Source organism: Bacillus sp. E214, from assembly GCF_008087365.1.
Lineage (GTDB): Bacteria > Bacillota > Bacilli > Bacillales > Pradoshiaceae > Pradoshia.
This window is the reverse complement of record NZ_VENN01000009.1, coordinates 1-20858: the sequence shown is the minus strand read 5'-3', so window position 1 is coordinate 20858 and position 20858 is coordinate 1. Positions and strand designations below refer to the sequence as shown.

Annotated in this window: 34 protein-coding genes and 1 rRNA gene; 33 read left to right on the top strand and 2 right to left on the bottom strand. The window is 40.2% G+C overall.

The features are described from left to right. Positions 1 to 16: 16 nt before the first annotated feature. The 30 genes from rpsQ to FHY47_RS17755 all read left to right on the top strand — a co-directional run bounded on the left by rpsQ (position 17) and on the right by FHY47_RS17755 (position 17664). Positions 17 to 280: a 30S ribosomal protein S17 gene (gene rpsQ / locus FHY47_RS17900; protein ID WP_066102957.1), complete on the top strand. Its 264-nt coding sequence runs from the start codon at positions 17 to 19 to the stop codon at positions 278 to 280. A gap of 44 nt (positions 281 to 324) precedes the next feature. Next, positions 325 to 693: a 50S ribosomal protein L14 gene (gene rplN, locus FHY47_RS17895; protein WP_066102954.1), complete on the top strand. Its 369-nt coding sequence runs from the start codon at positions 325 to 327 to the stop codon at positions 691 to 693. Between the two features lie 39 nt (positions 694 to 732). Next, positions 733 to 1044 (top strand): 50S ribosomal protein L24, encoded by a 312-nt coding sequence (gene rplX / locus FHY47_RS17890; protein ID WP_066102951.1) that lies wholly within the window; start codon positions 733 to 735, stop codon positions 1042 to 1044. Between the two features lie 26 nt (positions 1045 to 1070). Beyond that, positions 1071 to 1610, top strand: coding sequence for a 50S ribosomal protein L5 (gene rplE, locus FHY47_RS17885; RefSeq protein WP_066102948.1), 540 nt, complete (start codon positions 1071 to 1073; stop codon positions 1608 to 1610). A gap of 24 nt (positions 1611 to 1634) precedes the next feature. Further along, complete coding sequence (rpsN, locus tag FHY47_RS17880; RefSeq protein WP_053591330.1) at positions 1635 to 1820, top strand: 30S ribosomal protein S14; 186 nt, start codon at positions 1635 to 1637, stop codon at positions 1818 to 1820. A 29-nt stretch (positions 1821 to 1849) separates the two neighbouring features. Further along, positions 1850 to 2248 carry a 30S ribosomal protein S8 gene (gene rpsH, locus FHY47_RS17875; protein ID WP_066102945.1) on the top strand — a complete coding sequence of 133 codons (399 nt, stop codon included), beginning with the start codon at positions 1850 to 1852 and terminating at the stop codon, positions 2246 to 2248. Between the two features lie 33 nt (positions 2249 to 2281). Next, positions 2282 to 2818: a 50S ribosomal protein L6 gene (gene rplF, locus FHY47_RS17870; RefSeq protein WP_066102944.1), complete on the top strand. Its 537-nt coding sequence runs from the start codon at positions 2282 to 2284 to the stop codon at positions 2816 to 2818. A 32-nt stretch (positions 2819 to 2850) separates the two neighbouring features. After that, on the top strand, positions 2851 to 3213 hold the full coding sequence (rplR, locus tag FHY47_RS17865) for a 50S ribosomal protein L18 (RefSeq protein ID WP_066102942.1): 363 nt from the start codon (positions 2851 to 2853) through the stop codon (positions 3211 to 3213). Between the two features lie 23 nt (positions 3214 to 3236). Then, positions 3237 to 3737, top strand: a complete 501-nt coding sequence (gene rpsE / locus FHY47_RS17860) for a 30S ribosomal protein S5 (RefSeq protein ID WP_066102939.1) — start codon at positions 3237 to 3239, stop codon at positions 3735 to 3737. 13 nt (positions 3738 to 3750) lie between these two features. Beyond that, a complete protein-coding gene (rpmD, locus tag FHY47_RS17855) occupies positions 3751 to 3933 on the top strand; it encodes a 50S ribosomal protein L30 (RefSeq protein ID WP_066102935.1) in 183 nt (60 codons plus the stop codon). A 32-nt stretch (positions 3934 to 3965) separates the two neighbouring features. Continuing rightward, positions 3966 to 4406, top strand: coding sequence for a 50S ribosomal protein L15 (gene rplO / locus FHY47_RS17850; RefSeq protein ID WP_066102932.1), 441 nt, complete (start codon positions 3966 to 3968; stop codon positions 4404 to 4406). Next, the gene (secY, locus tag FHY47_RS17845; RefSeq protein WP_066102930.1) at positions 4406 to 5698 is read left to right on the top strand and encodes a preprotein translocase subunit SecY; all 1293 of its coding nucleotides are present in this window, start codon (positions 4406 to 4408) and stop codon (positions 5696 to 5698) included. Before rplO ends, secY begins: the two co-directional genes overlap by 1 nt. A 56-nt stretch (positions 5699 to 5754) precedes the next feature. Further along, entirely contained in the window at positions 5755 to 6408 is a 654-nt protein-coding gene (locus FHY47_RS17840) for an adenylate kinase (RefSeq protein WP_066102927.1), read from the top strand. Then, positions 6405 to 7151: a type I methionyl aminopeptidase gene (gene map / locus FHY47_RS17835; RefSeq protein ID WP_066102924.1), complete on the top strand. Its 747-nt coding sequence runs from the start codon at positions 6405 to 6407 to the stop codon at positions 7149 to 7151. Before FHY47_RS17840 ends, map begins: the two co-directional genes overlap by 4 nt. A gap of 16 nt (positions 7152 to 7167) precedes the next feature. Next, on the top strand, positions 7168 to 7473 hold the full coding sequence (locus tag FHY47_RS17830) for a KOW domain-containing RNA-binding protein (RefSeq protein WP_140462330.1): 306 nt from the start codon (positions 7168 to 7170) through the stop codon (positions 7471 to 7473). Further along, entirely contained in the window at positions 7473 to 7691 is a 219-nt protein-coding gene (gene infA, locus FHY47_RS17825) for a translation initiation factor IF-1 (protein WP_040372572.1), read from the top strand. The genes FHY47_RS17830 and infA overlap by 1 nt, the downstream gene beginning before the upstream one ends. A 38-nt stretch (positions 7692 to 7729) precedes the next feature. Continuing rightward, on the top strand, positions 7730 to 7843 hold the full coding sequence (rpmJ, locus tag FHY47_RS17820; protein ID WP_017473641.1) for a 50S ribosomal protein L36: 114 nt from the start codon (positions 7730 to 7732) through the stop codon (positions 7841 to 7843). Between the two features lie 22 nt (positions 7844 to 7865). Then, entirely contained in the window at positions 7866 to 8231 is a 366-nt protein-coding gene (gene rpsM, locus FHY47_RS17815) for a 30S ribosomal protein S13 (protein WP_066102920.1), read from the top strand. Positions 8232 to 8253: 22 nt separating this feature from the next. Next, positions 8254 to 8643, top strand: coding sequence for a 30S ribosomal protein S11 (gene rpsK, locus FHY47_RS17810; protein WP_049672521.1), 390 nt, complete (start codon positions 8254 to 8256; stop codon positions 8641 to 8643). A gap of 182 nt (positions 8644 to 8825) precedes the next feature. Further along, entirely contained in the window at positions 8826 to 9770 is a 945-nt protein-coding gene (locus tag FHY47_RS17805) for a DNA-directed RNA polymerase subunit alpha (RefSeq protein ID WP_066102914.1), read from the top strand. 48 nt (positions 9771 to 9818) lie between these two features. After that, positions 9819 to 10181 (top strand): 50S ribosomal protein L17, encoded by a 363-nt coding sequence (gene rplQ / locus FHY47_RS17800; RefSeq protein ID WP_066102910.1) that lies wholly within the window; start codon positions 9819 to 9821, stop codon positions 10179 to 10181. Between the two features lie 371 nt (positions 10182 to 10552). Further along, on the top strand, positions 10553 to 11389 hold the full coding sequence (locus FHY47_RS17795) for an energy-coupling factor ABC transporter ATP-binding protein (protein WP_066102907.1): 837 nt from the start codon (positions 10553 to 10555) through the stop codon (positions 11387 to 11389). Continuing rightward, complete coding sequence (locus FHY47_RS17790; protein WP_148631314.1) at positions 11365 to 12231, top strand: energy-coupling factor ABC transporter ATP-binding protein; 867 nt, start codon at positions 11365 to 11367, stop codon at positions 12229 to 12231. The genes FHY47_RS17795 and FHY47_RS17790 overlap by 25 nt, the downstream gene beginning before the upstream one ends. Then, on the top strand, positions 12228 to 13025 hold the full coding sequence (locus FHY47_RS17785) for an energy-coupling factor transporter transmembrane component T family protein (protein ID WP_140462329.1): 798 nt from the start codon (positions 12228 to 12230) through the stop codon (positions 13023 to 13025). The genes FHY47_RS17790 and FHY47_RS17785 overlap by 4 nt, the downstream gene beginning before the upstream one ends. 16 nt (positions 13026 to 13041) lie before the next feature. Beyond that, positions 13042 to 13782 carry a tRNA pseudouridine(38-40) synthase TruA gene (gene truA / locus FHY47_RS17780; RefSeq protein WP_140462328.1) on the top strand — a complete coding sequence of 247 codons (741 nt, stop codon included), beginning with the start codon at positions 13042 to 13044 and terminating at the stop codon, positions 13780 to 13782. 186 nt (positions 13783 to 13968) lie between these two features. Continuing rightward, positions 13969 to 14406, top strand: coding sequence for a 50S ribosomal protein L13 (gene rplM, locus FHY47_RS17775; protein WP_066102895.1), 438 nt, complete (start codon positions 13969 to 13971; stop codon positions 14404 to 14406). 20 nt (positions 14407 to 14426) lie between these two features. After that, positions 14427 to 14819: a 30S ribosomal protein S9 gene (gene rpsI / locus FHY47_RS17770; RefSeq protein ID WP_066102893.1), complete on the top strand. Its 393-nt coding sequence runs from the start codon at positions 14427 to 14429 to the stop codon at positions 14817 to 14819. A gap of 475 nt (positions 14820 to 15294) precedes the next feature. Further along, positions 15295 to 15735, top strand: a complete 441-nt coding sequence (locus FHY47_RS17765) for a DUF2521 family protein (RefSeq protein WP_066102892.1) — start codon at positions 15295 to 15297, stop codon at positions 15733 to 15735. A 76-nt stretch (positions 15736 to 15811) separates the two neighbouring features. Further along, positions 15812 to 16528: an N-acetylmuramoyl-L-alanine amidase CwlD gene (gene cwlD / locus FHY47_RS17760; protein WP_066102889.1), complete on the top strand. Its 717-nt coding sequence runs from the start codon at positions 15812 to 15814 to the stop codon at positions 16526 to 16528. 86 nt (positions 16529 to 16614) lie between these two features. After that, positions 16615 to 17664 (top strand): Mrp/NBP35 family ATP-binding protein, encoded by a 1050-nt coding sequence (locus FHY47_RS17755; protein WP_066102886.1) that lies wholly within the window; start codon positions 16615 to 16617, stop codon positions 17662 to 17664. Positions 17665 to 17699: 35 nt separating this feature from the next. Here the strand turns inward: FHY47_RS17755 and gerD are convergent, their stop codons facing one another. Then, positions 17700 to 18290, bottom strand: a complete 591-nt coding sequence (gene gerD / locus FHY47_RS17750) for a spore germination lipoprotein GerD (protein WP_066102883.1) — start codon at positions 18288 to 18290, stop codon at positions 17700 to 17702. A 139-nt stretch (positions 18291 to 18429) separates the two neighbouring features. Between gerD and FHY47_RS17745 the strand changes: the two genes are divergently transcribed. Next, positions 18430 to 19071: a KinB-signaling pathway activation protein gene (locus tag FHY47_RS17745; RefSeq protein WP_066102880.1), complete on the top strand. Its 642-nt coding sequence runs from the start codon at positions 18430 to 18432 to the stop codon at positions 19069 to 19071. 15 nt (positions 19072 to 19086) lie between these two features. Here the strand turns inward: FHY47_RS17745 and FHY47_RS17740 are convergent, their stop codons facing one another. Further along, positions 19087 to 19899, bottom strand: coding sequence for a polysaccharide deacetylase family protein (locus tag FHY47_RS17740; RefSeq protein WP_140462325.1), 813 nt, complete (start codon positions 19897 to 19899; stop codon positions 19087 to 19089). 144 nt (positions 19900 to 20043) lie between these two features. On the opposite strand from FHY47_RS17740, the gene FHY47_RS17735 reads away from it, so the two are divergent. Both FHY47_RS17735 and FHY47_RS17730 read left to right on the top strand, forming a co-directional pair. Beyond that, a complete protein-coding gene (locus tag FHY47_RS17735) occupies positions 20044 to 20286 on the top strand; it encodes a hypothetical protein (RefSeq protein WP_066102874.1) in 243 nt (80 codons plus the stop codon). 253 nt (positions 20287 to 20539) lie between these two features. Beyond that, positions 20540 to 20858: ribosomal RNA gene (locus tag FHY47_RS17730) — 16S ribosomal RNA — on the top strand; the annotation flags it as partial.

Here is a 20858-nt window from a genome sequence, read left to right as displayed (position 1 = left end):
AGAGGAGGTTCACACAATGAGTGAACGCAACCAGCGCAAAGTATACACTGGCCGTGTTGTTTCTGACAAAATGGATAAAACAATCTCTGTTGTCGTTGAAACAAAGAAAACACATCCTTTGTATGGCAAACGCGTGAAATACTCCAAAAAATATAAAGCTCATGATGAAATGAATGAAGCAAAAGTTGGCGATATCGTTAAGATTATGGAAACTCGCCCATTATCCGCAACTAAACGCTTCCGTTTAGTAGAAGTTGTAGAAAAAGCGGTTATCATTTAATATAAATGTTTCGGATTTAGTAATTCCGAAGGGAGGTTACGCAGATGATTCAACAGGAATCTCGTTTGAAAGTAGCTGACAACTCTGGTGCTCGTGAAGTACTTACAATCAAAGTTCTTGGCGGTTCCGGTAGAAAAACAGCTAATATTGGTGATGTAATCGTATGTACGGTCAAACAAGCAACACCAGGAGGCGTTGTTAAAAAAGGTGACGTTGTGAAGGCAGTTGTTGTTCGTACTAAACGCGGCGTTCGTCGTACAGATGGTTCATACATTCGATTCGACGAAAATGCATGCGTGATTATTCGTGATGACAAGAGCCCTCGTGGAACACGTATTTTTGGACCTGTTGCTCGTGAACTTCGCGACAGCAACTTCATGAAAATCGTTTCACTAGCTCCTGAAGTTCTTTAATAAACAGTGATATAGACTTTTCAAGGAGGTGCGAATCTCGTGCATGTAAAAAAAGGTGATAAAGTAGTAGTCATCTCCGGCAAGGATAAAGGGAAACAAGGCGTAGTTCTTGAAGCATTCCCTAAGAAAGATCGTGTTCTTGTTGAAGGTGTAAATATTGTAAAGAAACACGCTAAGCCTTCTCAAGCGAACCCACAAGGTGGTATTTTCGAACAAGAAGCAGCGATTCATGTTTCTAACGTTATGATTATTGATCCTAAGACTGGTAACCCTACTCGTGTAGGCTATCAAACAGTCGACGGCAAAAAAGTACGTGTAGCAAAAAAATCAGGTGAATCTTTAGATAAATAAGTCATAAACGAAGGGAGGTACAACAAGTGAACCGCCTTAAGGAAAAATATCAAAAAGAAATTACTCCTGCTCTAATGAGCAAGTTTGAATACAATTCAGTAATGCAAGTTCCTAAACTTGAAAAAATCGTTGTGAACATGGGTGTCGGCGATGCCGTTTCAAACGCGAAAGCATTGGACACTGCTGTAGAAGAATTAGCAACTATCACTGGTCAAAAACCAGTTGTAACTAAAGCTAAGAAATCTATCGCTGGTTTCCGTCTTCGTGAAGGCATGGCAATCGGTTGTAAAGTAACTCTACGCGGAGAGCGTATGTATGAGTTCCTTGATAAATTGATTGCAGTTTCCCTACCACGTGTACGTGACTTCCGTGGAATCTCCAAAAAAGCATTCGACGGTCGTGGTAACTACACATTAGGTGTTAAGGAACAGTTGATTTTCCCTGAAATCGACTACGATAAAGTAAACAAAGTCCGCGGCATGGACATTGTTATCGTAACGACAGCTAATACTGACGAAGAAGCTCGTGAGCTTCTAACTCAATTCGGAATGCCATTCCAAAAGTAATCGCTAAATAAGGGAGGCGAAAAAGTGGCTAAGAAATCAATGATCGTGAAACAACAACGTACACCAAAGTTTAAAGTACAAGAGTACACACGTTGCGAACGCTGCGGCCGTCCGCATTCTGTATACCGCAAATTTAAACTTTGCCGTATTTGTTTCCGTGAACTAGCATATAAAGGACAAATTCCAGGCGTTAAAAAAGCTAGCTGGTAAAACCCGAAAACGGGAAGGAGGTTATCATTGTGGTAATGACAGATCCAATTGCAGATTTGCTAACTCGCATTCGTAATGCGAACATGGTTCGTCACGATAAATTGGAAGTTCCAGCTTCCAAAATGAAAAAGGATGTAGCTGATATCTTGAAACGTGAAGGTTTCATCCGTGACGTAGAATTTATTGAAGATAATAAACAAGGTATCTTGCGTATCTTCTTAAAATATGGTGCTAACAACGAGCGCGTAATTACTGGTATCAAACGTATCAGTAAACCAGGTCTTCGTGTATACGCAAAAGCAGGAGATGTTCCTCGCGTATTAAACGGTCTTGGAATCGCAATCGTATCTACTTCTCAAGGTGTTATCTCTGATAAAGAAGCACGCGCTAAGAAAATTGGCGGAGAAGTAATCGCGTACGTATGGTAATAAACATTTCACTGATGAATGGAGGTGCACGAAATGTCCCGCGTAGGTAAAAAACCTGTAGAAATTCCAGCTGGAGTTACAGTTACTTTGAACGGAAATACAGTAACTGTTAAAGGACCAAAAGGTGAATTGACTCGTACTTTTCACTCTGATATCGAAATCAAAGTTGAAGATAATATCGTAAATGTATCCCGTCCAACTGATGAAAAACTTCATCGTTCATTGCACGGTACTACACGCGCTATCATCGCTAACATGGTTGAAGGTGTCTCCCAAGGCTTCGAAAGAAATCTTGAGTTAATCGGGGTTGGTTATCGTGCTCAAAAACAAGGTAAGAAACTTGTATTGAATGTAGGATACTCTCACCCAGTTGAGATCGAACCAGAAGAAGGAATTGAAATTGAAGTTCCTGCTAACACAAAAATCACAATCAAGGGTACTGACAAGGAGCGCGTTGGAGCTTTAGCTGCTAACATCCGCGATGTACGTCCTCCTGAACCTTACAAAGGTAAAGGTATCCGTTATGCTGGCGAACAAGTTCGTCGTAAAGAAGGTAAAACTGGTAAGTAAAGGCCCTAAAGCTTAGGAAAGGAGTGTCGTAAATGATCACGAAGGCTAACAAAAACGCTACTCGTAAGAAAAGACATGCACGTGTCCGCGCTAAATTAGCGGGTACACCGTCTCGTCCGCGTTTAAATGTTTTCCGATCCAATAAGCACATTTATGCACAGCTTATTGATGATGCTAATGGTGTTACTTTAGCTAGTGCATCAACACTTGATAAAGAAATTAGCCTTGAGTCCACTAGTAACGTGGATGCAGCTAAAAAAGTTGGCGAAGTAATCGCTAAACGTGCTGTAGAAAAAGGTGTTTCCGAAGTTGTTTTTGACCGTGGAGGATACTTATATCACGGACGTATACAAGCACTTGCAGATGCTGCACGTGAAAACGGATTACAATTCTAATAGACAAAGGAGGGACATATTAGATGCGTCGCATTGATCCAAATAAATTAGAACTTGAAGAACGCGTAGTTACAGTCAACCGCGTAGCGAAAGTTGTTAAAGGCGGACGTCGTTTCCGTTTCACAGCGCTAGTGGTTGTCGGAGATAAAAATGGGCATGTAGGATTCGGTACTGGTAAAGCACAAGAGGTGCCAGATGCAATCCGTAAAGCTGTTGAGGATGCGAAGAAAAACCTGGTTACTGTACCAATGGTTGGAGTTACAATTCCTCATGAAGTAATCGGACGTTTCGGATCTGGTGAAATCTTAATGAAGCCAGCTTCTGAAGGTACTGGAGTTATCGCTGGTGGACCAGTTCGTGCCGTGCTTGAATTAGCAGGTATCGCTGATATCCTTTCCAAATCTCTAGGCTCTAACACACCTATCAATATGGTACGTGCTACTATTGATGGCATTAAACAAATGAAAAGTGCGGAAGAAGTTGCAAAATTGCGCGGTAAATCTGTAGAGGAACTGTTAGGATAAGGAGGGAAATCAAATGGCTAACAAATTAGAAATTACCCTCACGCGTAGCTTAATCGGTCGTCCTGAAGATCAACGCGTAACAGTAAATACTCTTGGTCTTAAAAAAATGCACCAAACTGTAGTGCATAACGACAATGACGCTATTCGCGGTATGATTAACAAGGTATCTCACCTTGTTACTGTTAAAGAAATCTAAGCTTACTAACGTTTATATAAGGAGGTGCCAGCATGAAACTTCATGAATTAAAACCTGCAGAAGGTTCTCGTAAAGAACGCAAACGCGTAGGCCGCGGTATTGGTTCAGGTCATGGTAAAACTGCCACTAAAGGACACAAAGGTCAAAACGCCCGTTCCGGCGGTGGAGTAAGACCAGGATTTGAAGGGGGTCAAACTCCTTTATTCAGACGTTTACCTAAACGCGGATTTACAAACATTCATCGTAAAGAATACGCAGCAGTTAACCTTGAAAAATTAAATCGCTTTGAAGATGGTACTGAAGTAACACCTGAATTGTTAATCGAAACAGGTGTTGTGAAAAGCGAAAAAGCAGGAATCAAAATTCTTGCAAAGGGTAATGTAGAGAAAAAATTAACAGTTAAAGCACACAAATTCTCTGCAGCTGCTAAAGAAGCGATTGAAGCCGCAGGCGGTAAAACTGAGGTGATTTAATGTTCCGTACATTGCGTAATTTCATGCGAGTGAAAGATATCAGGAATAAAATTCTCTTTACTCTTGCAATGCTGGTTATCTATCGCATCGGGTGCTTTATACCTGTTCCCGGTGTGAATGCAGACATTCTTGCAATGAACGATGAGTTAAGTGTATTTGGAGTTTTGAACTTCTTCGGTGGAGGAGCTTTAAGTAACTTCTCTATCCTTGCAATGGGGATCATGCCATATATTACGGCTTCGATCATCATCCAGCTATTGCAAATGGATGTAGTTCCTAAATTTGCAGAATGGGCAAAGCAAGGTGAAGTTGGAAGGCGTAAATTAGCTCAGTTTACCCGCTATGGAACCATAGTTCTTGGATTTATTCAAGCACTTGGAATGTCATATGGTTTTAATAACATGGCTAATGGAGCTTTGATTGATAATCCAGGAATTACGACATATCTGTTAATAGCTACTGTATTAACAGCCGGTACCGCATTTCTATTGTGGCTCGGTGAACAAATCACTTCTAAGGGAGTAGGAAACGGAATTTCGATCCTTATCTTCGCGGGTATCGTATCGGCAATTCCTTCTACGCTCAACCAGGTTTATGCATCCATGTTCGAAGATGCTGGAGATGCATTATTCCTTAATATAGCAATTGCTGTATTGATTGTACTTGCAATCATCGCTGTAGTTGTTGGTGTAATATTTATTCAACAGGCAAACAGAAAAGTACCTATTCAATACGCTAAGCAGGTTTCAGGTAAAAGTCCAGTCGGTGGACACAACACACATTTACCTTTAAAAGTAAACTCTGCTGGTGTTATTCCGGTTATCTTTGCAGTTTCCTTTATTATTACTCCGCCAACAATTGCATCATTTTTCGGTGAGAATAGTGTAACAACATGGATTACTAAAACATTTGATTACACACAACCCGTTGGAATGATCCTTTACGTTGCTTTGATTATTGCATTCTCCTATTTCTATGCTTTTATTCAGGTTAATCCGGAGCAATTGTCCGAAAATCTGAAGAAGCAAGGTGGATATGTACCAGGAATACGTCCAGGCAAAGCCACTCAGGAATACTTCACGAGAGTATTATACCGATTGACTTTTGTTGGGGCTCTATTCCTTTCATTCATCGCAGTGCTTCCTGTAATATTTATCAAGTTAGGCAATCTTCCATCATCTGCCCAAATAGGTGGAACGAGTCTCTTGATTATAGTTGGGGTAGCCTTGGATACAATGAAGCAATTAGAATCGCAACTTGTAAAAAGACATTACAAAGGTTTTATTAAATAAAAGGTTTCGGGGACTATTATGCTCCCCAAGCCTATTATTGTTTAGGGGGAAAAAGTGTGAATCTTGTATTAATGGGACTGCCAGGAGCCGGTAAAGGTACTCAGGCAGAAAGAATAGTAGAAGAATACAACATCCCTCATATCTCTACTGGAGATATGTTTCGGGCAGCTATGAAAGAGGAAACACCACTTGGTTTAGAAGCTAAATCATATATGGATAAAGGTGAACTGGTACCGGATGCAGTTACAATCGGTATCGTACGTGAACGTTTAGCTAAAGATGATTGCCAAAAAGGCTTTTTGCTAGATGGATTTCCACGCACAGTTGCTCAGGCTGAAGCACTTGAACAGCTTTTAGCTGAAATGGATCGTCAATTAGACTATGTCATTAATATACAAGTCAATAAAGATAGCTTGTTAGAACGATTGACAGGCCGCCGCATCTGTAAAGATTGCGGAGCTACCTACCACCTAGTATTTAATCCTCCTGCCAAAGAAGGCGTGTGCGACCGCTGTGGTGGAGAGTTGTACCAAAGAGCTGATGATAACATCGATACGGTGCAAACCCGTCTCGAAGTAAACATTCAACAGTCGCAGCCACTGATTACCTTCTATGAAGGAAAAGGATATTTACGAAATCTTGACGGACAACAACCGATTGATAAAGTCTTCGCGGATATAGAAGAGCTTCTCGGGAGCTTGTCTCGATGATCATTTGTAAAACCCAACGCGAGATTGAAATCATGCGTGAAGCTGGGCGTATTGTTGCTCTGACACATCAGGAACTGCAAAAATACATTAAACCCGGTGTTTCAACAAAGGAACTGGATGCTATTGCGGAAAAGTTTATACGCAAACATAATGCAATTCCGTCCTTTAAAGGGTATAATGGTTTTCGTGGCAGTGTTTGTACATCCGTTAACAACGAACTTGTACATGGCATTCCTGGGGATAAGACATTAAAAAACGGCGACATTATCAGCATTGATATTGGTGCACAACTTAATGGCTATCACGGCGATTCAGCATGGACCTATCCAGTTGGAGACATTGATGATGAAACCAGGAGACTGCTTCAAGTAACAGAAACATCCCTCTATAAGGGGATTTCGGAAATAAAGCCAGGCCAACGTCTCTCTAATATCTCACATGCTATTCAAACATATGTCGAGGAAAACGGCTTTTCTATAGTAAGAGAGTATGTCGGACACGGTATCGGTCAAGACTTACATGAAGCACCGCAATTGCCTCACTTTGGTCCGCCGAATAAAGGCCCAAGATTGAAGCCGGGAATGGTGCTGTGTGTTGAGCCAATGGTGAATGCAGGAAGCCGCTATGTTCAAACATTAGCCGACAACTGGACAGTTGTTACAGTTGATGGGAAGAACTGTGCTCATTTTGAGCATACCATTGCGATTACCGAAGAAGGCTATGAAATCTTAACATTAGTTTAAATGTAGGTGATCTTGATTGGTCCAAAAGGATAGATCTCCCCGGTTGGGACAATTTGTTCGGGTCACTCAAGGCAGGGATACCGATCAATATGCCATAATTGTAAAAATTATAGATGAAAAGTTTGTTTGTATTGCTGACGGAGACAAGCGTAAGTTTGATTCTGCCAAGCGTAAAAACATACTTCATCTTCATTTGTACGAAGACTGGTCTCAGGAAGTGGAGAGCAGTTTAGGGGAAACAGGTCGCGTAACGAACGGAAAGCTCCGTTTCGCTTTGACTTATTTTATGAAAAGCCAAGAGAAGAAGGGAGAAGAACTGTAATGGCAAAAGATGATGTTATTGAAGTTGAGGGTACAGTTACTGAGACTTTACCAAACGCTATGTTTAAAGTTGAATTAGAGAATGGCCATACTGTCCTTGCCCATGTATCAGGCAAAATCAGAATGCATTTCATTCGTATTCTGCCAGGTGATAAAGTGACGGTAGAGCTATCTCCTTATGACTTGACCCGCGGAAGAATTACGTATCGTTTTAAATAATCTCGGTTGCACTCCGCATTTTATAAGGAGGGAAAACAATGAAAGTCAGACCATCAGTAAAACCAATCTGCGAAAAATGTAAAGTTATCCGTAGAAACGGTAAAGTAATGGTTATTTGTGAAAACCCAAAACATAAGCAAAAACAAGGGTAATATTTGAAGGAGGTGCACATAAATGGCACGTATTGCAGGTGTAGATATTCCTCGTGAAAAACGAGTTGTTATTTCTTTAACTTATATTTTCGGTATTGGTAGACCAACTGCTGAAAAAGTACTTGCAGAAGCTGGAGTTTCTCAAGATACTCGCGTACGCGATCTTACTGAAGATGAATTGAACAAAATCCGTGATATTATCGATGGATACAAAGTAGAAGGTGACCTTCGACGTGAAGTTTCCTTAAACATCAAACGTTTAATGGAAATCGGTTGCTACCGTGGATTACGCCACAGAAGAGGACTTCCTGTTCGTGGACAAAACACTAAAAACAACGCACGTACTCGTAAAGGCCCACGTAAAACTGTTGCTAACAAGAAAAAATAATAAGTAAGGAGGTTTTGTCGATATGGCACGCAAAACGAACACACGCAAACGCCGCGTGAAAAAGAATGTAGAGTCAGGTATTGCTCACATTCGTTCTACTTTCAACAACACAATTGTTACAATTACTGATGCACACGGAAATGCTATTTCTTGGTCAAGTGCTGGTGCACTTGGTTTCAGAGGTTCCCGTAAATCTACACCATTTGCAGCGCAAATGGCAGCAGAAACTGCAGCTAAAACTTCTATGGAACATGGTATGAAAACTTTAGAAGTTACTGTTAAAGGCCCAGGATCTGGTCGTGAAGCAGCTATTCGTGCATTACAAGCAGCTGGTCTTGAAGTTACTGCAATTAAAGACGTAACTCCAGTACCTCATAATGGTTGCCGCCCGCCTAAACGCCGTCGTGTATAATATTGTTTGAATAGAATTTATTTCCCTGTCTATAATGGGGTAATATAGTGATTTTTCTTTTCTCAAGGAAATCACAAATATGTTGCGCACATTGGGAGTATATATTGGGGAATTTCGGTTAGATGCAAACCACTACCTTCTTCTAGCCGGGGTTTCGACGTTACGAAGGAGGGTATTGTTGAATGATCGAGATAGAAAAACCAAAAATTGAAACGGTTCAAATCAGCGAAGACGGAAAATATGGTAAGTTCATCGTTGAACCACTTGAGCGTGGATATGGAACAACTTTGGGTAACTCCTTACGTCGTATCCTACTATCCTCATTGCCTGGTGCTGCCGTTACATCTATTCAAATAGATGGTGTGCTCCATGAGTTCTCTACTATTGAGGGTGTAGAAGAAGATGTAACTGCTATTATCCTAAATATTAAGAAACTCGCATTAAAGATTTATTCTGATGAAGAAAAGACTCTTGAAATTGATGTTCAGGGGGAAGGGGCAGTAACGGCTGCAGATATTACACATGATAGCGATGTGGAAATCCTAAACCCGGATTTACTGATAGCTCACCTTTCTAAAAAAGCTCACTTGCGTATGCGCTTGGTAGCTAGAAGAGGAAGAGGCTACACGCCAGCTGATCAAAACAAACGTGATGATCAACCAATCGGTGTAATCCCTATTGATTCCATTTACACACCAGTATCTCGGATGACATATCAAGTTGAAAACACTCGTGTAGGTCAACTGACAAACTATGATAAACTTACAATCGATGTATGGACTGATGGAAGCACTGGTCCAAAAGAAGCTATAGCTTTAGGTGCGAAGATTGTAACAGAACATCTGAATATCTTTGTTGGTTTAACAGACGAAGCTCAAAATGCTGAAATTATGGTTGAAAAAGAAGAAGACCAAAAAGAAAAAGTTTTGGAAATGACAATTGAAGAGCTTGATCTTTCTGTTCGTTCTTACAACTGTTTAAAGCGTGCTGGTATTAATACAGTACAAGAGCTTGCTAATAAGACTGAAGAAGATATGATGAAAGTTCGTAATCTTGGCCGTAAATCACTTGAAGAAGTGAAAGCTAAGCTAGAAGAACTAGGTCTTTCCCTACGTAAAGACGATTAATGAATGAATAGATAGAATCAGTTATTTCAACAAAGGAGGGAAACTTTCATGGCATACAGAAAGTTAGGACGTACAAGCGCACAGCGTAAAGCAATGCTTCGCGATTTGGCTACTGATTTAATTATCAACGAGCGTATCGAAACGACTGAAACTCGTGCGAAAGAATTACGTTCCGTAGTCGAAAAAATGATTACTTTAGGTAAACGCGGAGATTTACATGCACGCCGTCAAGCTGCTGCATACATCCGTCACGAAGTAGCAAACGCTGAAACTGGGCAAGATGCAGTTCAAAAATTATTTGCTGATATCGCGCCTCGTTACGAAGAGCGTCAAGGTGGATACACTAGAATCATGAAAATTGGTCCACGTCGTGGAGACGCAGCACCAATGGTAATTATCGAGTTAGTTTAATGATGTAAGGGTAGGGGTGGACAGAGTATCTGACACCCATATCCTATATTAAATACCTTAATCCAATGATTCTGGTATAAGCTAACTAAAGCATCATGCGTTTACGCATGTGCTTTACTCTTATTTTACTGAATAATCCAAAAAACGATAGAGCGTTACGATAGGCATGAATTGGGTGACGATCCAATTGATGTTTGTCTAGCTCTCGCACCCCTTGTACAGACAAAACGTACGTTGTCTGACATTAAGATAAGTGAATGCTGCTCTTAATTCAGGAAATCCATTGGGATAATCCGGAAGGGGTGCAGCGTTTTTTTATATCCAAAAATAGTTGAGCTAAGCAGAGAATAGAGCAGCACAGGGAGGAAGCTATGAGTAAACCGTTGGCTGAAGTTAGTAATATATCCTTTCAATATGAAGCGAAGACGAATAAAGCTCTGGATAATGTATCGTTTAAAGTCCAGGAAGGTGAATGGCTCGCTATTGTTGGGCATAATGGTTCCGGCAAATCAACATTGGCCAAGCTATTAATAGGGCTCTATTTTGCTAATGAAGGTACGATCATGGTCAATGATATGGTCATGAGCGAAGGCACTGTTTGGGATATCCGACAGCATATTGGAATGGTCTTTCAAAATCCTGATAATCAGTTTGTAGGTACAACTGTGCAGGATGATGTGGCTTTTGGTTTAGAAAACGCCGGCATTGAGAGAGAGGATATGATAAACCGTGTCCAGGATGCATTAAGGAAAGTTCGCATGGATGAGTTTCTCGATCAAGAGCCGCACCATTTATCAGGTGGACAAAAGCAACGTGTTGCAATAGCAGGTGTACTGGCCTTGCGCCCATCTATTATTATTCTGGATGAAGCCACCTCCATGCTTGATCCTTTGGGTAGATCAGAAGTACTTGGCATTATTAGAGAATTGAAGGAAGACAAACAATTGACAGTAATATCGATCACTCATGACTTGGAGGAAGCTGCCCGAGCTGACCGGATGATTGTATTGAATCAGGGGAAAATATTTGCGGAAGGCAGTCCGGCTGAGATATTTAAGTTAGAGGAAGAACTTGTGAAATTAGGACTTGATATCCCGTTTTCTATAAAACTTTCTAAATCATTAAGAGAAAATGGTATCCAGGTTTCTGATCAAATCACCGAAGAAGGGCTGGTGAATGAACTATGCAAATATCACTTGAAGAAGTAGAGCATACCTATCAACTGGGGACGCCATTTGAGCATCGCGCTTTATATGATATTAATGTTCGTTTTCCAACTAATTCTTTTATAGGTGTAATTGGTCATACTGGCTCAGGCAAATCTACTCTCTTACAGCATTTAAATGCCTTGTTAAAGCCAACAAAAGGGAAAGTCACCATTGGAGAAAGAGTTATCTCCGCAGATAAGAAAGAAAAGAATTTGAAAGCCATCCGTCAAAAAGTAGGAATTGTCTTTCAGTTCCCTGAACACCAGCTTTTTGAGGAAACCGTATTAAAAGATATCTGCTTTGGACCCATGAATTTTGGTGTGAGTGAGGAAGATGCCAAAAAACGTGCGTATGCAGCGATCAAATTAGTGGGTCTGGACGATTCGATTATGGAGTCTTCTCCATTCGATTTATCCGGCGGTCAAATGCGAAGAGTAGCTATAGCAGGAGTACTGGCCATGGAACCGGAAGTTATTGTTCTGGATGAACCTACAGCCGGGTTGGATCCAAGAGGGCGAAAAGAAATTATGGATATGTTTCATGCCCTTCATAAGGAAAAGGCTCTTACAACCATATTGGTTACACATAGCATGGAAGATGCAGCAAGATACTCAGACGAACTGATTATCATGCATAGAGGAACGATTGTCAAAAAAGCCTCTCCAAATGAAGTATTCTCTGATCCAGAGGCGTTAATGGATTTAGGACTGGCAGTGCCTGATACCATTCGATTCCAGATGGAATTTGAACAAAAGAGCGGTTTAGTCCTCTCCAAGAAGCATCTGTCATTGGATGATTTGATTAGCGAGATATCAAATCTCCTGGGAGGTGGACAACAATGATGGATAAATTTATAATGGGGCGCTATGTTCCAACTGATTCAGTTGTCCACAGAATGGACCCAAGGGCAAAATTATTATTAGTCTTTTTCTATGTATGCATCGTATTCCTGGCTAATAACTGGATATCGTACGCCATTTTAATTACTTTTACCTTAGTATTGCTAGGATTAACAAAAATTAAACCGCTATTCCTATTACAGGGATTAAAGCCGGTAATCTTTTTAATCATTCTAACATTGCTTATACAACTGTTTTTCACAAAAAGAGGAGAGGTTGTCTTCTCGCTCGCCGGTATTGATATTTATGATGAAGGAATTAAGATGGGGATCTTTATATCCTTGCGTTTTACATTATTAATCTTAGTTACTTCTATCCTGACGCTTACGACAACGCCGATTGAGATAACGGATGGAATGGAATATCTATTGAACCCTTTAAGGAAAATTAAATTCCCGGTTCATGAGCTTGCATTAATGATTTCTATCTCATTACGCTTTATTCCAACGTTGATTGAAGAGACGGATAAAATTATGAAGGCACAAACCTCAAGAGGCGTCGATTTTTCATCGGGCCCGCTGAAGGAAAGATTGAGTGCAGTCGTCCCGCTCCTTGTTCCATTATTTGTAGGTTCTTTTAAACGTGCTGAGGAGCTGGCTACAGCGATGGAAGCAAGGGGATACAGGGGCGGAGAAGGCAGGACCAAATATCGTGCTCTTAAGTGGGAATTTCCTGACATGATCTTAATCATCTCTCTCATCCTCTTATCAATCGCTCTTATCCTCACTAGAAACTAATAGGGAGAGTACTGGAATGATACGTTACAAATGTACAATAGCTTATGATGGGACAAATTTTGCCGGCTACCAAATTCAGCCTGACAAGCGTACGGTTCAATTGGAATTGGAAAAGGTCCTAATGACCATGCATAAGGGAAGAGAGGTCAAGGTGGCTGCTTCAGGGCGTACAGATGCCGGTGTTCATGCCAAAGGGCAAGTCGTTCACTTTGACTCTCCACTTGAGCTGCCTGCGGAAAGATGGAAAAAAGCACTGGGAACTATGCTGCCTGCAGATATAGCCATCGTAGATATCGAGAAGGCAGATCCTGAATTTCATGCCAGGTTTAATGCGGTTGGTAAAGAATACCGTTATAGTATTTCGTTGGCTGAAGTAAAAGATCCCTTTATACGAAATTATGCCTATCACTATCCTTATAAACTCGATTTAGCTATGATGGAGAGAGCGACAGAGTATTTAACCGGGACCCACGATTTTACCAGTTTTTGCTCCGCTAAAACAGAAGTGGTGGATAAAGTAAGAACGGTCAAGTCAATTAATTTTCTTAAAGATGATCAACAATTGGTCATACGTTTTGTTGGAGATGGCTTTCTGTATAATATGGTACGGATTATGGTAGGTACTTTATTGGACGTTGGAATTGGTAAACGTCGTCCGGAGGATATGAAGGATATCATAGCTGCCCAAGATCGCACGAAAGCGGGGAGAACCGCACCAGGACACGGGCTATATTTATGGAAAGTAGATTATAAATAAAATCTAAATTCCATGACAACTAATCCAGGTGTAACATTTTCTTGACAATGGCCGAAAAACGGTATATCATATCCTTTGGTATGTTAAAACCACGAGAATAGCCCCGGAAACTATTTCGTGTTTAGATAGAGCCACAAATTTTATCAAAAAAATGAAACAATGAACTATTTTTAGGAGGGTAAATCAATGCGTACGACGTATATGGCGAAAGCTAGTGATGTAGAACGTAAATGGTACGTTGTAGATGCCGAAGGTCAAACTTTAGGTCGTCTAGCATCACAAGTAGCCTCAATTCTTAGAGGTAAACACAAACCAACTTATACTCCACATGTTGACACTGGTGACCATGTGATTATTATCAATGCATCTAAAATCGAACTGACTGGTAAGAAATTAACTGATAAAATTTACTACCGTCACTCCATGCACCCAGGTGGTTTGAAAACAAGAACTGCTCTTGAAATGAGAACTAACTACCCAGAGAAAATGTTGGAGCAAGCTATCAAAGGTATGCTTCCAAAAGGATCTCTTGGTCGTCAAATGGGTAAAAAATTAAACGTATATGCTGGAGCTGAGCATCCACATCAAGCACAAAAACCTGAAGTTCTTGAGCTTCGCGGTTAATATTAAAGGAGGATATAACATTGGCACAAGTACAATATTACGGTACTGGTCGACGTAAGAGCTCCGTTGCTCGTGTGCGTTTGATTCCAGGTGAAGGCCGCATCATTATCAATGATCGTCAAATCGATGACTACATTCCATTCGCAGCACTTCGTGAAGTAGTAAGACAACCTCTAGTTGTTACTGAAACAACAAACAGCTATGACATTTTAGTAAACGTTAAAGGTGGAGGTTACACAGGTCAAGCAGGCGCTATCCGTCACGGTATCGCTCGTGCATTACTTGAAGTAGATCCAGAATACCGTCCAGGACTAAAACGTGCAGGATTGTTAACTCGTGACCCACGTATGAAAGAGCGTAAAAAATACGGTCTTAAAGGCGCGCGTCGTGCACCTCAGTTCTCAAAACGTTAATTTTGCAATTGCGTTCAAAAGACTCTCAGACATTTGTCTGGGGGTCTTTTTTTGTTATGTTTGGACATATTGACCAACAGACGGCTTAGTTGTGTAAGCGAAGTTTGGTTTGGCTGGAGTGATCCAGATTAGCTCGGTTACGTATGATTAATATTCGGGATGGATTGGCTGGATTATGAGCTAATTCGGCTGGATTAATAATCCGTTTGGCCGGATCAAATAGAAAGTGGCTGGATTCATTAGATATTTGGCAGAATTAAATAAGAAGACGAGTATATTCTAAACAAAGTGGCTCGAAAAGAGACCCTGATAGCACATATCGATCCGATTAACACCTCCTTATATACGATATTTTATAACTTCTCCTTACATTTCCCATTTATCCCATGGCATGAGTCTATGCCATCCATCAAACAATAGAGTATATCTTAACTAAGTTCTATTGATGATTATATTTTGATTTAGAGGTGGTTTAATGAATACAGTTGTAAATCTTGCTGCTTTTCGTAAAGAAAAGCGGTTGAAATATGAGCGTGAGATACTGAAGGATTTTTCGCTTGAACTTTTAGGGAGGCAATATCGCCATCTTGCTAAAGGGTTAAAATGCTTTCCGGGATACTCGATTGAGCCTGCTGAAGAGCATTGCTATGATATTGCAGTGGAGGGATTCCTTCTAGGTGGATATTATAGTAAGTTTAATCGGTATGGAGAGTCGCCAGAGCGGATAAAAGAGAGAGCAAAAAAAGAAATTGATATGCTCTCACAGCAATTGTTTTACTACCTTTATCAATCGGAGGAAAATGGCTCTCCCTTTATACAAGAAACATTGCGCGGTTTGACGGATGAATATGTAACGGCATGGTGGATGGAAGGATACGCAAAAGGAATTAATCGCTATAAAATGAGGATGAAATAGATCTAGCTTGTTCTATCTAAACTCCTTGTCCCATAAGATATAGTAATAGTGGATTATGGGGTAAAGGGGATAAGATATGAATGTTCATAAGAAGGTTCTCACGACCTGTTTTGTGGTTGGGGTAGTTCTTCTGTTTTTAATGATGTCATACAGGATGAACCAGCGTGTATCATTTCAGCAGTGGAATCTGCCCTTGGCTGGAAAAGTTATTGTCATTGACCCGGGACATGGAGGGATAGATGGCGGGGCGACCTTTAATGGTGTAATCGAGAAAAATGTAACATTGCCAATTTCGTTAAGACTAAGGGATTACCTGCAGGAACAAGGTGCCCTTGTTTTAATGACAAGAGAAAAAGATGTAGATCTTGCTGGTTCTGACTCCAGGAGTATACGGGAAAGGAAGCGGACGGATTTAATTACACGAACTAAATTTATAAACAATTCTGAGGCGGATTTGTATATTAGCGTGCATGCCAATGCCTTTCCACAGGTAAATTCGAAGGGAGCCCAAACATTTTATTCACCTAAGTTTTCTGAAAATAAGCAAGCAGCTAAATTGGTCCAAGCGGAGTTTATTCGTAATTTAAAAAATACGAAAAGGCATGCCAAACCAATGGAAAGTGTATATTTAGTCAAGCATGCGAATAAACCGGGAGTTCTGGTAGAAGTAGGCTTTCTTTCAAATGATGAAGAAAGACGCAATTTACAAAACAAAGTGTATCAGGATGATATCGCACTCTCAATCTATACGGGAGTGATTAGATATTTTTTAAAGGAACATGAAGAAGATTGAAAATACAGAATCAATTTAGCAAATGATACCTATTGAATATGTTATACTAATAGCGGTTACAAATACATACAAGGTAGGTGTCGTTCGTGCTTACAGAAGCAAAGGTACGGGAATTACTTGAAGAATTAAAAGATCCATTTTTAAATAAAACCCTTAAAGAAACAAACGGTATTATAGAGATAAAGATTAAAGAGGAAAAGCGGCATGTGAGCGTGAAAATTGCCATTGCTAAAACAGGTACGGCTGAACAGCTGCAAATCCAACAAATGGTTGTAAATACATTAAAGGAGGCTGGGGCGGATACAGTTGGCATTCGTTTTGCTGACTTGCCAGAGGATGCCTTGGCTAAATTCCGTGAGTCTTTGCCGAAAGAAGAAAAAGGATTACTCGATAGTGACACTACCTTTATTGCAATTGCGAGTGGAAAAGGGGGAGTCGGCAAATCTACAGTCTCTGTAAATCTGGCAGTGGCTTTGGCGCGCCTTGGTAAAAAGGTTGGCCTGGTGGATGCTGATATTTATGGTTTTAGTGTTCCGGATATGATGGGGATTGATAAGCGTCCAACTGTTAAAGAGGAACGTATATACCCAGTTGATCGTTTCGGTGTAAAAGTGATCTCTATGGGGATGTTCGTTGAGGATAATGCACCAATTATATGGAGAGGTCCGATGCTTGGAAAGATGCTGAATAACTTTTTCCAGGAAGTAGAGTGGGGAGATTTGGATTATTTGTTGCTTGACCTTCCTCCTGGAACTGGAGATGTAGCCTTGGATGTTCATTCCATGCTGCCAACCTGTAAAGAAATCATCGTTACCACTCCGCACCCTACAGCTGCGTTTGTTGCTGCTAGAGCGGGTGCTATGGCAATTCGCACAGAGCATGAGGTAATTGGTGTTGTTGAAAACATGTCTTACTTTGAGAGTAAAACAACCGGCGAAAGAGAATACGTCTTCGGTAAAGGTGGCGGAGAAAAGCTAGCGGAAGAGCTTAATACAGAATTATTAGGCAAACTTCCTCTTGGACAGCCTGATTGGAATGATGAGGAGTTTGCGCCATCAATCTACGCAGAAGATCACCCGACCGGAAGGATGTTTACAGATATAGCTGAGAAAGTAACTGAAATGGTTAATAAATGATAAGTAAACGCCTCCGTTGAATGGAGGCGTTTTATTTATGTTTGATTTTCTTTCTTATTGTTTGAACTATTCTCTTTAGATTTTTCATCAGCCGCTTTTAGTAGGATATCTTCTATCTTTGCCTTATAGAGCGGGCTATCAATGACCTCTGTTAAGACGGATTGAAGCTCTTTGCGATAGTCCTTACCTTGCATAATTTCTGTGAATTCTTTTCTCATATCCGAATCCTTTAGGACATTTGTTAATAATGCCATATATTCCGGATCAGTCATTAAATCTTTAAGAATCTGTTTATGAGAGGATTCCAGTCCATTTGCAAGAGATTTTACAAACTTCGGATCCTTGAATGCATTCTCCCAGAACTTTTTTTCTTTGTCAGAAGTTAATACTGTCTCAATGGTATTTGAAATATCCTCCTGATTCATAATTAATTCGGTTTTAACTGATTCATCTTGAAGGATATCCTCTATTGCTTTCTTTCCTTCATCTGATTTTAAGACATCTACAATGATTTTTTTAGTTTCACTATAGTTTTCTTCGCTTGATTCTGTATTCGTTTCACTGCAGCTGGTTAAAGTGAACAGGCATAAGATAAGACCAAGAGCACACTTGAATATAGTAGTCATCTATTGAATCCTCCTCTAATAAATCTACATTGATAATATGAATCGAGAATAAAAAAATATACGTGTTTAAATGAATTAATAGATTTTCATGACAACGGTTGGTACAATTTAGTAGAACATACATAGAGGGTGGGGAAAAATGAGCAGTCGATATTGGGTGAAGCTATTTATGAATACCTTGCTGATAGGTGGTGTTACAGCGGGGGTCGTTGGTTTATTTGCAAAATGGAATGAGTTTTCACTTAAGACACCAGTTGAATTACTAGTTGGCTTTTTGTGGATGGCTGGAGTTGGGTTAATATTCAGTGTTATTAGCCAGATGTGTTTTTTTGCGTATTTAACCGTTCATAGACTAGGAATGGAAATGTTTAGATCTGTTTTTGTCTGGCATGCCATTCAATTGGTGCTTACTGTATTTGTATTAGTTGACCTAGCTTATTTACGGTTTGTGTTTTTTGGAAATAAAACAGAAGGTGCCTTTTCATATATATGGTACCCTATCTTAATTTTAGTAGTAGCGTTAATAGTAGGTGTGCTGAAAGTTAAACAAACAAATAAAAGTGCCTTTATACCTACCTTGTTTTTTATGGTTGTAGTAACAGTAATAGAATGGTTCCCGGTGCTTAGGGTAAATGATGAAAGTTATATGTATTTCATGTTAATCCCTTTGCTTATCTGTAACACTTATCAGCTGTTGATTTTGCCAAAATACCATGAGAAATCAAAAGAAGCTGCGAAGGAACGTATGAAACGCACGCAGCAAAAAGCCGCACACTCGTAAAGGAGTGCGGCTTTTTTAGTTTAATTGAAGAGTCTCCCTAATCATTAAATGACTACTGTTTACCATATAGGGTATCCTGCTAATTTCGTGGCTGGTTGATTTAGAGTTGGATATCATTTCAGAGACAGAGAGTAGTTTCAGATTTTTATTAGTCAATTCCTCTTTAATGAGGGGGATCGCTTTAGCGGTTTGTATGGCGGCATCAGAAGCGTGAAGTAAGATGATATCCCCTTTTTTGGCCTGAGCGACATTCTGGGCAATAATCTTTGTCCCTGGGTTTTTCCAATCCATAGAATTGACACTCCAATGAACCATTGTAAGGTTCGACTTCTCGGCAATTTTTAATACTCGTCTATCTACATCCCCAGTAGGAGTCCGTAATAGGAGCGGCTTTTCGATTCCAGCTTTTCGGAAGGCTTCAAGCCCTTTAGATATATCATTTTGGATGCCAGGCTCTTCAAGCTCCGTGTAATCGATATAGGAATATCCTAGAAGGCCAATCTCGTAGCCCTGTTCTTTAATCATCTTAACAATATGGGGATGCCGTTCAACCCAAGAGCCTGCTAAGAAAAACGTGGCAGCATGAATTTTTTCCTGTTTTAAAGCTTTTAGAATATCCTCAGCCTTTTCATCGCCCCAGCCGATATTAAAGGTCAAAGCTACTCCTTTTTCTCCTTTGTATATAATCTTGGGTTTCCCATTGATTGAGAAAGAGGGTGAGACTGCGAGGAATTCCACATAAAAAAATAGGGCTGTGAAGAATGTAATAATTAGTAATAATATTAGCTGCTTTCCTCTGCGTGCATTTGTTACATAAAAAAAGGGCATGTTATTCACCTCATCTAATTAATCAGCTTTTAATGTAATGTATTTGCTGGGTGGGACAAATATTACAGTTAAAAAAATAGCTTGTATAAAATTTAAAGGAATGATGTAACATATCCCTGTTGATCATTAGGTAGGAGGGATATCGTGCTGGGGGTTTTACTGACGGAAAAAGAAGGTATGGAATTAGAGTTTTTAATTAAGAGAGAAATGGATGAAATTCGTACGGATGAAAGAATAAAAATCCATCATCCAATTGTTCAAAGAGCAATTGAAGAAAGATATAAGCTTTTGTTAAAACTCCTAATTAGAATTGCTCCGAAAAGCGAGTATTTAAGGTATTTGAATACACCTATAAAAACAGAAAATAATTTTGATAAAAAGTGTTGACTTGGAATTTAAATGCTGATATATTTATATACGTTGTCACGAACGAAGTCGAAACGAAAGAAATCGACTAAAAAAACTTTTAAAAAAGTTGTTGACAACAAAAAGCGAATTTGATAATATATAAAAGTCGCTGAAACAAGCAACACAGATTGTTCTTTGAAAACTAAACAAAACGAAACGCCAAGCAAGTCTAAAAAACAAGAGATTTTTAAAATCTCGTCAATTTGCTTTAAAATTTAGCTAGATCAAACATCTTTCGGAGAGTTTGATCCTGGCTCAGGACGAACGCTGGCGGCGTGCCTAATACATGCAAGTCGAGCGAATCTGAGGGAGCTTGCTCCCAACGATTAGCGGCGGACGGGTGAGTAACACGTGGGCAACCTGCCCCTAAGATTGGGATAACTCCGGGAAACCGGTGCTAATACCGAATAGTTTCTCTTCTCACATGAGGAGAGAAGGAAAGTTGGCTTCGGCTAACACTTAGGGATGGGCCCGCGGCGCATTAGCTAGTTGGTGAGGTAACGGCTCACCAAGGCAACGATGCGTAGCCGACCTGAGAGGGTGATCGGCCA